Source organism: Methylobacterium sp. Leaf85 (assembly GCF_001422125.1).
Taxonomy (GTDB): domain Bacteria; phylum Pseudomonadota; class Alphaproteobacteria; order Rhizobiales; family Beijerinckiaceae; genus Methylobacterium; species Methylobacterium bullatum.
This window is the reverse complement of record NZ_LMME01000030.1, coordinates 227,860-242,680: the sequence shown is the minus strand read 5'-3', so window position 1 is coordinate 242,680 and position 14,821 is coordinate 227,860. Positions and strand designations below refer to the sequence as shown.

The window sequence follows — 14,821 nt, the reverse complement described above, 5'->3', positions numbered from 1 at the left end:
CCATGTTTTCGCCGACCCCCGACACAGCAGGTGATGCACCGGGCCGGATCGCCATCATCGGCATGGCGGGGCGTTTCCCGGATGCCGCCACGACCGGCGAGCTCTGGCATCTGCTGAAGTCGGGACGCGAGGCGACCCATTGGTTCAGCGACGAGGAACTGCTGGCCTCCGGCGTCTCCGCCACGCATCTGCGCGACCCGCGCTACGTCAAGGCCGGCATGGTCCTGCCCGATATGGAAGCGTTCGATGCGGGCTTCTTCGGCCTGAGCCCTCGGGAAGCGGCCATCCTCGACCCCCAGCACCGGCATTTCCTCGAATGCGCCTGGGAGGCGCTGGAGGATGCGGGCCATCGTCCCGAGGCGTTCGCGGGGGCCATCGGCGTCTTCGCGGGCTGCGGGATGCAGGCCTATTTCGCCAACAACCTGCTCACCAATGCCGAGCTCGTCGAACAGGTGGGGCTCTTCCTCCTGCGTCATACGGGCAACGACAAGGACTTCCTCGCCACCCGGGCCTCCTATCTCCTCGACCTGCAGGGTCCGAGCATCTCGGTGCAGACCGCCTGCTCGACCTCCCTGGTCGCGGTCCATTTCGCGATCCAGAGCCTGCTCTCGGGCGAATGCGACATGGCTTTGGCCGGCGGCGTCACCATCGAGGTGCCGCACCGACAGGGCTACCGGGCCGCCGAGGGCGAGATCCTGTCGCCGGACGGGCATTGCCGCGCCTTCGACGACGCGGCCAACGGCACCCTCTTCGGCAGCGGGGCCGGCATCGTGGCCCTGCGCCGCCTGGAAGACGCGGTCGCCGCCGGCGACCACATCTACGCGGTCATCTGCGGCTCGGCCGTCAACAACGACGGCTCGACCAAGGCCGGCTACCTCGCGCCCAGCGTCGAGGGGCAGGCCCGCGCGGCGGCCGAGGCCCTCGCGGTCGGGGGGGTCGACCCCGGCAGCGTCAGCTACATCGAAGCCCATGGGACCGGCACGCCGGTGGGAGACCCCATCGAGCTCGCGGCCCTGAGCGAGGCCTATTCCGTCCCCGGCCGGCGCCAGTTCTGCGGCATCGGCTCGCTCAAGACCAATATCGGGCATCTCGACACGGCGGCTGGCGTCGCGGGCCTGATCAAGGTCGCCCTGGCAATGCACCACGAGGAACTCCCCGCGAGCCTCAACTGCGCCCGGCCCAACGGCCGGTTCGATTTTTCCGCGAGCCCGTTCACCGTGGTCACGACGGCCAGGCCCTGGCCCCGCACCGGGACGCCCCGGCGCGCCGCGGTGAACTCCCTCGGGGTCGGCGGCACCAACGCCCACGTCATCCTGGAAGAGGCCCCGGCCGCGCCTGTGCCGGGTCCCGCGCGGGACTGGCAGATCCTCGCCCTGTCGGCACGGACCGCCGAGGCCCTCGACGGGGCGAAGCGCAAATGGCGCGAGGCGCTGGCCGATCCCTCGCCGGACCTCACCCTGGCGAACGCGGCCTTCACCACCCAGACCGGCCGCCGCGCCTTCCCGCATCGCTGCGCCGTCGTCGCCCGCGATCCTGCGGGGGCGTGCGAGATCCTGGCCGGCCACACGCATCGCCGCATGGGAACGGGCAGCGCCGGTGCCGGGACCGTCGGCGCGGTCTTCATGTTCCCCGGCGGCGGGGCGCAATATCCCGGCATGGGCCGCGACCTCTACCGGGACGTGCCGGCCTTCCGCGAGGCGCTGGAGGCCTGCCTCGCGCTGCTGCCGCCCGATGCCCCGGACGGCCTGCGGGCGCTGCTCCTCGACAGCGAGCCGGGCGATGCCGCCGCGGCCGCCCTCCTGGCGCGGCCGCGCTACACCATCCCGGCCCTGTTCATCGTCGAATACGCCACGGCGCGCATGATGCTCGCCTGGAACATCCGCCCCGCCGCCGTCATCGGGCACAGCATGGGCGAGTATGCCGCCGCCTGCATCGCCGGCGTGATGTCCCTCGCCGATGCCCTGTCCGTCGTCGTCCTGCGCGGGCAGATCTTCGAGGCCGCGCCCGCGGGCGCCATGCTGGCGGTGTCGCTGCCCTCCGCCGAGCTGCGCGAGCGGATGGGTGACGCCCTCGACATCGCGGCGGAGAACGCCGCGACGCTCACGGTGGCGACCGGCTCCGTCCATGAGATCGCCGCCCTCGAACGGCGGCTGGCGGAGGACGGGATCGAGTTCCGCCGCCTGCGCATCGACGTCGCCGCCCATTCGCGCATGCTCGACCCCTTCCTCGACCGGTTCCGCGCGCGCCTGGACGCGATCGCCCTCTACGAGCCCACGCTCCCCTTCGTCTCGAACCTCAGCGGCGCCTTCGTCGGGCCGGGGGAACTCACGCGGCCGGACTATTGGGTGTCCCATCTGAGGGAGACCGTCCGCTTCGCGGCCGGCGTTTCGGCGATCCTGGCCGAGCCGGACCGCGCGCTCCTGGAGATCGGGCCGGGCCACAGCCTCGGTGCCCTCGCGCGTCTCGCGGAGGGCGGGGGCTTCGCGCCTCTGGCCATCGCTCCGACCATGGGCCAGCCGGGGGACACGGAATCGGACGTCTGCGTCGCCCTGACCGCGATCGGCAAGCTCTGGGCCTGCGGCCATGACGTCGATTGGGCGGCGATCCGTGGGAGTGACGACGCGCGCCGGGTTCCCGTGCCGACCTACGCCTTCGAGAAACACCGGCACTGGATCGAGCCGGTGCGGGCGGCGACGATGCCGGTGGCCTTCGATGCCGGGGCGGACGGGCTCCAGCGCCTCGAGTCCATGGAGAACTGGTTCTCGGTGCCGCATTGGATGCCGGTGCCCGTCGCGCCCCGCGCAGCCGCGCCGGACCGGACATGGCTGGTCTTCGCCGACGCCTCGCGACTGAGCACCGCGATCCTGGCGGCCCTGGAGAACCGGGGCGCGCGTGTGACCGTCGTGCGTCCAGGCGAGGCCTTCAGCGTCCGCAACCGCCTGTTCCAGCTGACGCCCGACCAGCCGACCCAGTACCGGGACCTCGTCGCGGCCCTCGACCGGGATGGAATGGCGCCGGATCACATCCTCCACCTCTGGTCGACGAGCGCGCCGGACCCGTCCCCGGAGCGCCCCTGCGCCGAACAGGCACTGGGCTTCGACAGCCTTCTCGCCCTCTGCCAGGCGATGCAATATTGCGACGTCGCGGTGCCCAAGCGCCTGAGCGTCGTGACGCGGGAGAGCCAGTCGCCCCCGGACCATGCGGCCCGCCACCCGGAGCGCGCGACCCTGCTCGGCCTGTGCCGCGTCCTGCCCCGTGAGATGCCGGGCCTGGCGACGCAGCTCATCGATCTCGGCGGCGAGGATGTCTCCGGCCGCGACGCGGATCCGGTGGCGGAGGCCGCCCTCGTCCTGGCGGAATGCGACGCGGAGCACGGCGTCGATCTCGTGGCCCATCGCGGAGGCACGCGGTTGGTTCAGCGGATGGTGCCCACGCGCATCGAGGGGCCGGCGGGGCTTCCCCATCGGCTGCGCCAGCGCGGCGTCTATCTCGTCACCGGCGGTTTCGGCGGCCTGGGCCTCGCCCTCGCCGGGTGGCTGGCGCGCGACGTGTCCGCGCGGCTCGTGCTGGTGGGGCGCGATGCCTCCGCCCATGTGGCGGCGATCCGCGACCTCGAGGCCGAGGGGGCCGAGATCCTCGCGGTGAGCGCCGACGTGACCGACCGCGCCGCCATGGAGCGGGTCGTCGTCGCCGCGCGGCAGCGCTTCGGCACGCTCCACGGTGTGTTCCATGCGGCCGGCTCCATCGACGATGGCCCGATCATGGAGAAGACCGTCGAATCGAGCCGCCGGGTGATGGCGCCGAAGCTGGCCGGGGGGCTGGTCCTCGACGCGCTGCTGCCGGAAGGAAGCCTCGACCTGTTCGTGGTGTTCTCCTCCACCAGCGCCCAGATCGGGCCGCCCGGCCAGGTCGATTACGCCGCCGCCAACACCGCCCTGGACGCCCTGGCCGCCCGACGTAGTGATGGCCTGTCGGTGGCATGGGGAATCTGGGGCGATATCGGCATGGCGGCCCGGATCTACGGGGGAGCGGCCCTGTCCGGTACCCCCGAAGGTCACCCGCTCCTCGGGGTCGAGACCGGCCGCACCGAGACCGCCATCACCTTCCAGGCCCTCTACGACCCCGCCCGCATGTGGGTGCTGGCGGAACACGTCCTCGACGGCCGTCCGATCCTGCCCGGCGCGGCCTATGCCGAGATCGCGCTCGCGGCCGCCACGGCGGGGTTCACGTCCTCCGGCGTCGATCTGCGGGGGCTCACGGTCGATCTACCCCTCGTGTTCGAGCCGGGCGTGAAGCGTCTCGTGCGCACCACGCTGACGGCCCTCGACGGCGGAGGCTTCGCCCTCTCCGTCGAGAGCCGCCCCCTCCTGGGCGAGGAATGGGTCGAGCATGCGCGCGCCACCCTGTGGCCGGGATCGACCCTGCCCTGGGCGGTCCGGCGGGTGGCCCGCCGGGCGGCGCGCCGGGAGGGGGTGCACGCGCTTCCGGGCCTCGGCTTCCCGCAGGGCGAGACCGTGACGTTCGGGCCGCGCTGGCACACGATACGCTGGATCGAGCGCGGCGATTGGGAGGCCGTGGCCGAACTCGAACTGGCCGCCGAGTTCGCGGGCGACCTCGACGGGATCACGGCGCACCCGGCGCTCACCGATATCGCGACCACCTTCGGGCTGCATCTCCTCGCGCCCCCGGCCGACGACATGGTCTACGTCCCGACCTCGATCGAGCGCATGCGGATCGCGCCGGGGCGCTGGCCCTGCCGGATCCGCAGCCACGCCCGGCTCACGGCGTTGCAGCACGGCGCCTCCGCCCGGTTCGACGTGGTCATCGGCGATGTGAACGGCGTGCCGCTCGCCGTCTTCGAAGGCTTCACCCTGCAGAGCGTGTCCCGCGCCGTGAAGTCCTCGCAGGCCGACGCGCATCCGCCGAGCCTCGAAGCGCGGCTGAAAGCCGGCATCATGGCGGCGGACGCTCCCGACCTGTTCCGCCGTGTCTTCGATTGCCGGGGCGCCGGGATCGTCGCGTCGTCGATCGCCCTGTCCGACCTGCGCCGGGAGGCCCTGTCCGCGATCCGCCCGAAGCCGCCGGCGGCACAGCGTTCGGCCCGGCCGGAGAGCGGCGAGGCGGACTACGCGAGCGAGATCGAACGCCAGATCGGCGGGTACTGGGCGGACCTGCTCGGCGTCCCCGCGGTGCGTCCCCAGGACGATTTCTTCGAGCTCGGCGGGTTCTCGCTCCTGGCGGTCCGGTTGTTCGCCCGCATCCGCAAGAACCACGACGTGGACCTGCCGATCGCCACCCTGTTCCGCGCCTCCACCCTGCGGCAACTGGCGAGCCTGGTCGGCGGGATGATCGCCCCGGAACCCGCGGCGGACGGCGCCGAAGGGGCGGCGGCGTCGGACAAGGTGCTGGCGATGCCGGCCGTCGCCTGGTCGCCCCTGGTGGAGATCTGCCGGGGCGTGCCCACCCGTGCCCCGATCTTCTGCATCCATGGCGGCCAGGGCAACGTCCTCAATTTCGAGAAGCTGAGCCGGCGCCTCGGCCGGGACCAGCCCTTCTACGGATTGCAGGCGCGCGGCGCCGACGGGCGGCTCGCGCCGCTGGACTCCATCGAGGAGATGGCGGCCTCCTACATCGCGGCCATCCGCGAGGTCGATGCGCACGGTCCCTACCGGATCGCGGGCTATTCCGGCGGCGGGGTGATCGCCTACGAGGTCGCGCAGCAGCTGACCCGCGCGGGCTATTCCATCGCGCTCCTGGTCCTCTTCGACACCCTGTCGACCACCAGCGTCGCGCAGCAGCACAGCACGGTCGAACGGCTCTGGGCGGTCCGCCGCTGGAGCCTCGGCTACACGCTCGGCTGGCCGTCCCGCCTGATCGAGCGCCGCCGCCGCGCCGCGGAATTCGCGCGGGAGCGCTTCGACCCGAACGTCCCGATCCCCGACATGTACCGCGCGCAGTTCATCATGAACGCCTATCTCGTCGCGCAGGGCCGCTACACGCCCGAGCCCTATGCGGGGAGCATGCTGCTGTTCCGCTCGACGGACGCGTATGTCCCCTATCTCCTCGCCGGGCCGGATCTCGGCTGGGGCGGCCTCGTCCGGGGGGGGATCGACATCCACAAGATCGCGGCGACGCACGAGACGCTGTTCCAGGAGCCCGCCGTCGACAAGCTCGCCGGCATCCTCCGGCGCAGGCTCGACGGCCTGATGCACTATCCCGTGCGCAAGAGCGCCTGATCCGCCCCGTTCCGCGATCGACGACACCCCGTGCCCGGCAGGGAGACCGCAGATGGATTTCGTCGATCGCGCCTACAGGCACTACAGCGACGTCAAACAACTCGGCCTGCCCGTGCTCCTGCGCGGGCTGCACCGCCGCGCCTCCTCCCGCGAGGCCCGTCTGGTCCGGACGGTCCACGGCGCGTTCTACATCCGGCCGCACACGTCGGACATGGAGGTGCTGAGATCCGTCTTCGGCCGCATGGTCTACGACCTCGACCGGGTCCGCCAGGGGGCGGCCACCCGGAGCGAGTACGAGCGGATCTGCGCGGCGGGACACACGCCGATCGTCATCGACGGAGGCGCCAATGTGGGAATCGCGGCGCGCTACTTCGCGCGGGCCTATCCGAGGGCGGTCGTGCTGGCGGTGGAGCCGGACGAGGACAACCTCGCCGTCTGCCGGAAGAACACCGAGGTCTGCCCCAACATCTGCGTCGTCCCCACCGCCCTCGGCGGCCGGAGCGGCTGCGTGAACCTCGAACACGGCAACGGCGACGCCGACAGCGGGCGGACCGAGCGGGCGGACCACGGCATCCCGATCACCGTCATCCCAGAACTCAAGGACCTGATCCCCAATGGCGAGCTGCTGATCGTCAAGATCGACGTCGAGGGCTTCGAGAAGGATGTGTTCTCCGGCGAGACCGGCTGGGTCTCGGAGCCGCATGCGATCATCGTCGAACCGCACGACTGGATGCTGCCGGGCGACGGAACCAGCTTTCCGTTGCAGGACATCCTCCTGCGCGAGCGGCGGGAGATGATCCTGTCGGGCGGCAACCTGATGCTCTTCAAGTCCCGCGCCGCATCCGCGAGGGGCGACACGTCGCACTGGCCGACGAGGGGGCTTCTCAAGGTGGTGCCGTCCGCGTGACGAGGCGGCCGAGCTTCTCCTGCCCGGCCTCGCGAAAACCCGCATAATCGATGGGCGTCCGCCCCCAGATGAAGACCGGCTTCACGTCGGCGGGCGCGGCGTAGGTGTTCCTGTCGAAACTGTTGCCGCCCTCCTCGATGATCCGGGCATTCGGGGCGGCCTCGTTCGTATCCGTGACGCCGCCGGCGCTGCCCCTGCCGGTGAACAGGATCCGGTTGTCGTGGACGCGGTTTCCGGTCGTCCTGTAGAAGCCGCCGCCGTCCTTCTCGCGGCCCTGGTCGACGAGCACGATGGCGCGGCCGTCGGGCCGGACGGTGATGGTGTTGTCGGAGACCTCGACGCCGCTCGAGGCCGCCACCTGGATGTCCGCCCCCCAGAACCAGACCGGATGGCCCGCGCCGTTGAAGCGCAGCGTATTCCCGCGGATCACGGCGTCGTAGGAGATCTCGAAGAAGATCCCGGCGGTGGAATTGTTCTCCACGGTATTCTTCTCGAACAGGACGTCGCGGCAATCGATGTCGCACCAGAGGCCCGGACCCGCATTGTCGTGGACGTGGTTCCCGCGCAGGACCACCTCCTGGCTCTGGGTGATCTTGAGGCCGCCGGCCTCCCATTCGGGGTCGAAGCCGGCCGTGTTGTTCCAAGCGATGCGGTTGTTCTCGATCAGGATCCGCCGCCCTTGCGCGGCCGCGCCGAGCTGGCCGTTCCGCTCGATCGTGCTGCCGGTGATCGCCCCGTCGGAGCCCACATCGACGCCGAGCCCGGCATTGAGGCGGATCTGCGAATCCTCCACGCGCCACCCGGTGCCGTCGCCGCCGCGGATCGCCCCCATCTGGGTCGGCGTGTCGTATTTCTCCACGACGAGCCCCTTGATCCGCACATCGGCGGCCCGGCTGCGGAAGGCGAAGCGCGCCGCGCTGACCTCGACGCGGCGTCCCTCCGGGTTGTCGGCGAGGATCGCGCGGCCGGCCGCCGCCTCCACCACGTAACGTCCGGGACCGAGGTCGCCGCGGGACGCGACGCGGGTGAGCGGCTGGCCGTCGAGGAACACGGCCAGCGACAGCAGGCAGAGCGAGCCGCCGCCGCGACATTGGCCGGCGCCCACATGGCGCGGGTACGATCCGGTGAGGGACCAGTACGGACCCGCCCGTTCGAACTGCCGGACGATGCGCGAACCGTCGAGGACGCTGCCGGGCTCGCCGAGGAACGTCTGACCGCGCAAGGGCGCGATCTCCTGCATCCGGTAGAGGCCTGCGCCGATGCAGATGGTCCCGCCCTCACCGGCGCGGATCGCGGCCCGCTGGATCGACTCGCCGGCGGCGACGCGCACGGCCTTGCCGGGGCAGGCACCCTCCGCGCCCTCTCCCCGCGCCGGGTCGCCCCCCTGCCAGAGGATCAGCCCGGCCAGGGGCAGCGCAAGGCGGAGCGCGCGCCGCCTCATGGCTCCCGCCGCCCGGTGAGGGGAGCGGGCGGCGGGCATCGCCGGCGGTGAGGCCTTTGCCGAGCGGTCATGCACCGGTCCGATCCTTCGGGACGCTGTTCTCGCCCGCCGCGACAGTCACGGCCGTGTCGAGATTCCGACGCCGCCGCCCCTGTGCCGGGTTCTGCGAAACTGTGCGGGTTCCCGCTCGCGGAAAGGAAGACGAAAAACGGTCTAGAGCAGGGGGGCGAACGGGTTAGTCCGTGATCTCACTTCCCAAGCGAAGTCGAAATCCCGCTCAATCGCCCCGACCAGACGGCGGATCGGCCGGGTGGTGCATGCAAGCTCCGCCGTCACGGACCGGATGCTCGGAAGACGGCCGATCCCCCGACCGGAGCGTCGCGCCTGCTACGATCAACGAGGACCGAATGAACCGGGTTCTGGACCACTCCAAGGGCGGGGTCAGCGTCGTGCTCCGCCAGACCTACGAAGCCCAGACCCTGGGGTTCCTCACCGCGATCCTTCGGCATCGCCGGGTGATCGTCGGGCTCGCCGCCGCCGCCCTGGTGCTCGCGACCGCCATCTGCTGGTCGCTGCCCGACAAGTACAGCGCCGAATCCCTGATCCAGGTCGATCTCAGCCGCGTCGCCGCCTCACAGGCCACGTCGCCGAACCAGCAGGCGGCGACCAGCCTCGATGCCGGGGCCATCGTCGAGAGCGAGGCGCGGGTGATCCGTTCGCTGGCCACCGTCAGACATGCGGTCGAGGATCTCAAGCTCCAGGACGACCCGGCCTTCGCGCGGGGGCCGGGCCTCGTCTCCCGCATCCTTTCCACGGTACTGCCCGGACCGGCGAAGGAGCCCGCCGATTCCACCGCCTCGGTGGAGGCGGTGACCCGCGAAGTCTCGCGGAACCTGACCGTGACCAACGACACGCGGGCCTACCTCATCAACGTGTCCTACAACTCGACCTCGCCGGAGCGTTCGGCGCGGATCGTCAACGCCGTGGTCGACGCCTATCTGCGCAACCGCCTGGAGATGGGGGTGGCGGCGGCCGAGCGGACGAGGACCTGGCTCGAGGAGCAGATCGGCGAGAGCCGGCGCGAGCTCGAGACCGCCGAGGCGGCCGTCGACCGCTACAGGCGGCAGACCGGCTATGTGGAGGGCGGCACGCAGGGCATGAGCCTGCCGCAGCAGGAGGTGCGCGATGCCGTGGCCCAGCTCGCCGCCGCCCGCCAGACCCGGCTCGCCGCCGAGGCGCGCCTGTCGCGGGCCCAGGAGGTCTTCGCCGCCGGCGGCACCCCCTCCGCGCAGGACCTTTCCGGCGCGCCCCTGATCCAGAGGATGCTGGAGAGCGCGGAATCGGCCACGCGGGAATTCGCCAACGTCGCCGCCACCGGACCGCGTCATCCGGCCTACCTCCAGGCCAAGGCCAATATCGAGGCCGCGCAATCGCGGCTTCGCGAGGAGATCAAGCGCGCCATCGGCAATCTCGAGAGCGACGTCAAGGCGGCCACCGCCGACGAGGCGAACCTCGCCGACAGGGTCGACGTGCTGAAGGCGAACCTCGTCGAGGGGATGGGGCAGGACGCCAAGCTGCAGAGCCTGCAGACCAACGCGGTGGCCATCCGCGAGCGCCTCAAGTTGCTGAGCGACGGCCACGCCCAGGCGCTGGCGCTCACCGGGATGAAATCATCGACCACGCAGATCGTCATGGTGGCCAAGCCGGTGACGGTCCCGTCGGGGCCGAACCGGCTCCTGCTGATCTGCCTCGGCGTCCTCGGGGCGGGCGGCGTGGGGGTCGGCTACGCCGTCATGATGGACCGGCGCGACACCGGCTTCCGGTCCGATGCCGAGATCGCGCACGAAACCTCTCACCGCTGCCTCGGCATGGTGCCGGAACTCACCGGCGGTTCGTCGGCCGCCGAGGTCCGGATGTTCGACGAATCGATCCGCCTCGTCAGCGCGGCGCTCACCGGAGCCCGCGCCCTGGCCGAGCCCCGCGTCGTCATGGTGACGTCCTCGGTGCCCGGCGAGGGCAAATCGCTTCTCTGCATGGCGATGGCGAGCCTCCTGGCTCAGCGCGGCATCCGGACCCTCGTGATCGACAGCACGCCGCGCCTCCATGGGGAGACCGACCGGCCCAGCCTCGATGATGTCGTGTTCGGCGACCCGGCGGGCTTCCCGCTGCGGAGCGACCCCGGCAAGGTCGTCGTGCTGCATCGGGCCGAACACGGCGACTCGCACGACCTCTTCCTGACACCGGCCTTCGAGAGCTTCATCGAACGGGCGCGGGAGAGCTTCGATCTCGTCCTCTTCGAGGCTCCCCCCGTGATGCTGTCCGTGGATGTCCTGACGATGGCCGGCCTCGCCGATGTCACGATCCTGGCCGTTGCCTGGAACCGGACCCCGCGCGAGACGGTCCAGGCGGCCCTGCGGCGGCTGCAGGACAATTCCGTGCGCCTGCGCGGCCTGGTCCTGACGCATGTCAATCTGACGGAGCACAAGGACTTCCGCGTGGTCGACCAATGCTCCCACTACAACGATTACCGGGGGCATTTCGAGGAAGCCGGGGCGCATCACGCCCGCGGCGACCTGCTGCCGTCCAGGCTGTCCTCATAGGACCGGCCCGACGGACCCGTTCCCTGTCTGCACGACTTCTTCTCGGCGGCCATCCAGCGGATGTCGATCATGGCTTCGATCATCATCGTGTTCACGCCTGTCGGCGGAGGCGGCGCGCCGCTGTCCCGCGCGGCCGTAGCCTGCCCGACGCCGCCGGCGGTGGAGCCGGCCGGTGCTCGCTAGAGTGCGGGCTGCACGGATCGCCTGGCCCCTGATCGATCAAGGCGTCGCGAGCCTCGGCAACTTCCTGTTCACGATCGCCCTCGCGCGAACGTTGCCGCCGCAGGAATACGGCGCCTTCGCGCTGCTCTTCGGGATCCTGATGATCCTCTACACCGTCATGGCGTCGGTGCTGTTCTATCCGATGTCGGTCCTGGCCGATCCCGCGGACCGGGGCCGCATCGGCGAACTGATGAGCGTGAGCTTCATCCTGCTCGTCGGCCTGTGCGTTCCGGCCGGTCTCGTCCTGGCCGTCACGGCCTTCCTCATCGGCCGGCCGGACCTCATCGCGGCCCTGCTCGTCTACTTCTTCGTCTGGCAGGTGCAGGAGGCGTTCCGGCGCTACCTGTTCGTGGAACTGCGCTTCGGAGCCGCCGTCCCCGGTGAGATCGTCAGCTATATGGGGCAGATCCTGATCGCCCTCTGGCTCGCGCTCCGGGGTGACCTGACCCTGGAGACCGCCCTCTATGCCATGACCGTCACATCGGCGGCGGCGGCCGTCCTCCAGGGGATACAGGTTGGGTTCTCCCTGCGCCGGCATGCGATGACCCGCATCCGGGCCGTCGCCCTGGAATTCTGGCGCCTCGGCGGATGGGCGCTGGCGAACAACCTCTGCGCCGCCCTGCGGGTCCAGTTCCTGTTCTGGTTCCTGGCCGCCCTGTCCGGGGCCGCTCTGCCGGCGCTGCTCCAGGCCGGCTTCAACATCGTCAACCTGCTCAACCCGCTCATGATCGGGCTCGGCAACGTCATCCTTCAGGTCTCCTCACGGGCGCATGCCGGGGGAAAGGCGGAGGCTTGGCGCGCCACCCACCCCCTCGCCCTGTCGGGGATGCCCATCGTGATCGTGTTCCTGGCGGCCATCGTGGCATTTCCCCACGAGGTGCTGGGCCTCATCTACGGTGCCCATTCTCCCTATGTGGACATCGCGACCCCGGTCCGGCTCCTCGCCATCGCGGCCCTCGCCGCGTTCGTGACGGACATCGTGTGCGCCTATTTCCACGGCGTCTCGCAAGCCAAGCAGGCCCTGATCGTGAACGCGGCCGGGGCCGTGGCGACGATCCCGATCGCCATCCCGCTCATTATCGGGTTCGGCCTGAACGGAGCCTGCATCGCCCTCTGCCTCGCCAACGCCGTCCGCCTCGTCGTGCTGCACCTCCTCTTCACCAGGATGATCGCTACCGACACCGCCGACGCCTCCTCCGGCCGGGTGCGGGACCAGGCCGTCCCGGCCCGCTCCGCGGACGATCCGGGTGAGGCCATGCCGGCTCCGGAACCGATACCCGTCGGCGATGATCGGGACACGGGGGATTTTTCCCGGGCGACGGCCCTGGGCCGATGAGGCGGACGCCGCCATGCCGTCGCGCGAGGAAGCCGCGGCCGCCGCGGTGAGGCGGCCGGCCCGGGCGACGGGAGATGCCGGACGCGGCCGATCCGCTCGGGCGCCACGTCGTTGCGACTGCGGCGTCATTCGCTCGCTACAGGGGCCTCGCGCGCCTTCGCGGCCATCTCGACCAGGACCTTGCGCAGGCCGCCCATGTCGGTGACCGGCGCCGGATAGCGGATGCGCGCGGTGCGGTCGCCGGCCAGGAGGTCCATGCCCTCCGGGTCGAGGCCGGTCAGGCGCCAGGGTCCGTCGCCGCCGCCCTCGCCCTTGGCGTAGAGGGCGAGGGCGTCGGCATGGTCCGCATTCATGTGCTCCACCGCCCCGCGCTCGCCGGCGATCAGGGTCTCGGCCCCCGACAGGTCGAGGCGGAGCTCGGCGGGGGTCAGCGTCGCCGCCTTGGCGAAGCCCCCGTTGAGATGCCCGGCGCCGGGTTCCAGGGCGAAGAAGCCGAAATCGGGGAAGTCCGCGTAGAGCTTCGCCTTCGGGTGGCGGGCGACGAAGCGCTCGCGGATGCGCGGCTCCGTCGTCTGCGTCACCCGGCCGGTGACGGTGAGGCGGGGATGGGCCAGGGGATCGCCCTTGCCGCCGGCGCTGAACAGCAGAGAGGCGCGGGGATCGGCCAGGAGGTTGCGCGTATGCGCCGAAAGGCGCGAGAGCAGCATCAGGGGGGTGCCGTCCACATCCGTGGCGATCGTCACCAGGGATGCGAAGGGCGTCCCGTCCTCGGCGTCGAGGGTGGCCAGCGCTCCGGAGCGGATGCTGCGCAGGAGATGCCGGGCGAGGCCGATGGCATCGAACGGAGCCTCCGAGGCCGGGAGCGGAGCGGCGGGACCCCGCCGCTGCGGCGGTGCCTCGCCCGCCTCGCCCCCGCCCCGACCATCCTCGATCCGGTTTCCGTCAGCCATGGTGTATCCTGCTCCTATGTGGTTCCGCGCCGGGCTTTTCCGACCGCCGGCCTTCATTCAGAATCGCGATGATAGGGGTTGTCGGACCGCTTGCGCGAGGCCGCCGGACTGCGGCACGACGGCCTCAGTCAAGCGTCAAACCGACATATCCACCGGGCAAGCTCGCTTTTTTCAACCGAAGTCTTTACACAGCCTGACTCTCCGCGCGAATGCGGCCCCGTTTCCGAAGGGTTCGCCAGCGCGTCTTGCCGGCCCTCGTCTTCTGAGGGCGGGATGCGGAGACGACAAGAGCGAACCGACGTCCGCGAAGGCCGCATCCGAGCAACAGGGAACGCGAAATGCCCACCATCGCCCTCGTGGACGACGATAGAAACATCCTCACCTCCGTCTCGATCGCCCTCGAGACCGAAGGCTACCGGATCCAGACCTATACCGACGGCGCCTCGGCCCTCGACGGCCTGAAGCACTCGCCCCCCGATCTCGCGATCTTCGACATCAAGATGCCGCGCATGGACGGGATGGAGCTGCTGCGTCGCCTGCGCCAGAAATCCGACCTGCCGGTGATCTTCCTCACCTCGAAGGACGAGGAGATCGACGAGCTCTTCGGCCTCAAGATGGGCGCCGACGACTTCATCCATAAGCCGTTCTCGCAGCGCCTCCTGGTGGAGCGGGTCAAGGCCGTGCTTCGCCGCTTCGCCCCCAAGGACGGGCCGGGCGCCGCCGCGCGCGAGGCCGATGCCGCCGCCCGCTCCCTGGAGCGCGGCCTGCTGATGATGGACCCGGAGCGGCACACCTGCACCTGGAAGGGCGAGGCCGTCACCCTCACGGTGACCGAGTTCCTCATCCTGCAGGCCCTGGCCCACCGGCCCGGCGTCGTGAAGAGCCGCAACGCCCTGATGGACGCGGCCTATGACGATCAGGTCTACGTCGACGATCGCACCATCGACAGCCACATCAAGCGCCTGCGCAAGAAGTTCAAGGTGGTCGACACCAACTTCGACATGATCGAAACCCTGTACGGCGTCGGCTACCGCTTCAAGGAAGGCTGAGCGCGACTCACGGACGTCGAACTCCCTCGAGAACCTCACCGCCACGCGCCGACCGCTCGAACGGACGGGTTTCGCCGTCG

Annotated in this window: 7 protein-coding genes; 5 read left to right on the top strand and 2 right to left on the bottom strand. The window is 70.7% G+C overall.

The window, feature by feature from the left end:
- Positions 1 to 2: 2 nt before the first annotated feature.
- Both ASF08_RS15840 and ASF08_RS15835 read left to right on the top strand, forming a co-directional pair.
- The gene (locus ASF08_RS15840) at positions 3 to 6,236 is read left to right on the top strand and encodes a type I polyketide synthase (RefSeq protein WP_056146991.1); all 6,234 of its coding nucleotides are present in this window, start codon (positions 3 to 5) and stop codon (positions 6,234 to 6,236) included.
- A 52-nt stretch (positions 6,237 to 6,288) separates the two neighbouring features.
- Positions 6,289 to 7,143, top strand: a complete 855-nt coding sequence (locus ASF08_RS15835; protein WP_056146988.1) for an FkbM family methyltransferase — start codon at positions 6,289 to 6,291, stop codon at positions 7,141 to 7,143.
- Here the strand turns inward: ASF08_RS15835 and ASF08_RS15830 are convergent.
- Positions 7,121 to 8,659: a right-handed parallel beta-helix repeat-containing protein gene (locus ASF08_RS15830; protein ID WP_156629617.1), complete on the bottom strand. Its 1,539-nt coding sequence runs from the start codon at positions 8,657 to 8,659 to the stop codon at positions 7,121 to 7,123. The two genes, ASF08_RS15835 and ASF08_RS15830, sit on opposite strands and share 23 nt — an antisense overlap.
- Positions 8,660 to 8,991: 332 nt before the next feature.
- On the opposite strand from ASF08_RS15830, the gene ASF08_RS15825 reads away from it, so the two are divergent.
- Both ASF08_RS15825 and ASF08_RS15820 read left to right on the top strand, forming a co-directional pair.
- A complete protein-coding gene (locus tag ASF08_RS15825; RefSeq protein ID WP_056146984.1) occupies positions 8,992 to 11,184 on the top strand; it encodes a GumC family protein in 2,193 nt (730 codons plus the stop codon).
- A gap of 172 nt (positions 11,185 to 11,356) precedes the next feature.
- On the top strand, positions 11,357 to 12,742 hold the full coding sequence (locus ASF08_RS15820; protein WP_156629616.1) for a lipopolysaccharide biosynthesis protein: 1,386 nt from the start codon (positions 11,357 to 11,359) through the stop codon (positions 12,740 to 12,742).
- A 125-nt stretch (positions 12,743 to 12,867) separates the two neighbouring features.
- Here the strand turns inward: ASF08_RS15820 and ASF08_RS15815 are convergent, their stop codons facing one another.
- Positions 12,868 to 13,692, bottom strand: coding sequence for a HugZ family pyridoxamine 5'-phosphate oxidase (locus tag ASF08_RS15815; protein WP_082473232.1), 825 nt, complete (start codon positions 13,690 to 13,692; stop codon positions 12,868 to 12,870).
- A gap of 338 nt (positions 13,693 to 14,030) precedes the next feature.
- Between ASF08_RS15815 and ASF08_RS15810 the strand changes: the two genes are divergently transcribed.
- Positions 14,031 to 14,741 carry a response regulator transcription factor gene (locus ASF08_RS15810; protein WP_018046124.1) on the top strand — a complete coding sequence of 237 codons (711 nt, stop codon included), beginning with the start codon at positions 14,031 to 14,033 and terminating at the stop codon, positions 14,739 to 14,741.
- The last annotated feature ends 80 nt before the right edge of the window (positions 14,742 to 14,821 follow it).

Bases quoted from the DNA above. Each gene is read 5' to 3' on its own strand.
- ASF08_RS15840 (WP_056146991.1), top strand. From the start codon at position 3: ATGTTTTCGCCGACCCCCGACACAGCAGGTGATGCACCGGGCCGGATC.
- ASF08_RS15825 (WP_056146984.1), top strand. From the start codon at position 8,992: ATGAACCGGGTTCTGGACCACTCCAAGGGCGGGGTCAGCGTCGTGCTC.
- ASF08_RS15835 (WP_056146988.1), top strand. From the start codon at position 6,289: ATGGATTTCGTCGATCGCGCCTACAGGCACTACAGCGACGTCAAACAA.
- ASF08_RS15815 (WP_082473232.1), bottom strand. From the start codon at position 13,692: ATGGCTGACGGAAACCGGATCGAGGATGGTCGGGGCGGGGGCGAGGCG.
- ASF08_RS15810 (WP_018046124.1), top strand. From the start codon at position 14,031: ATGCCCACCATCGCCCTCGTGGACGACGATAGAAACATCCTCACCTCC.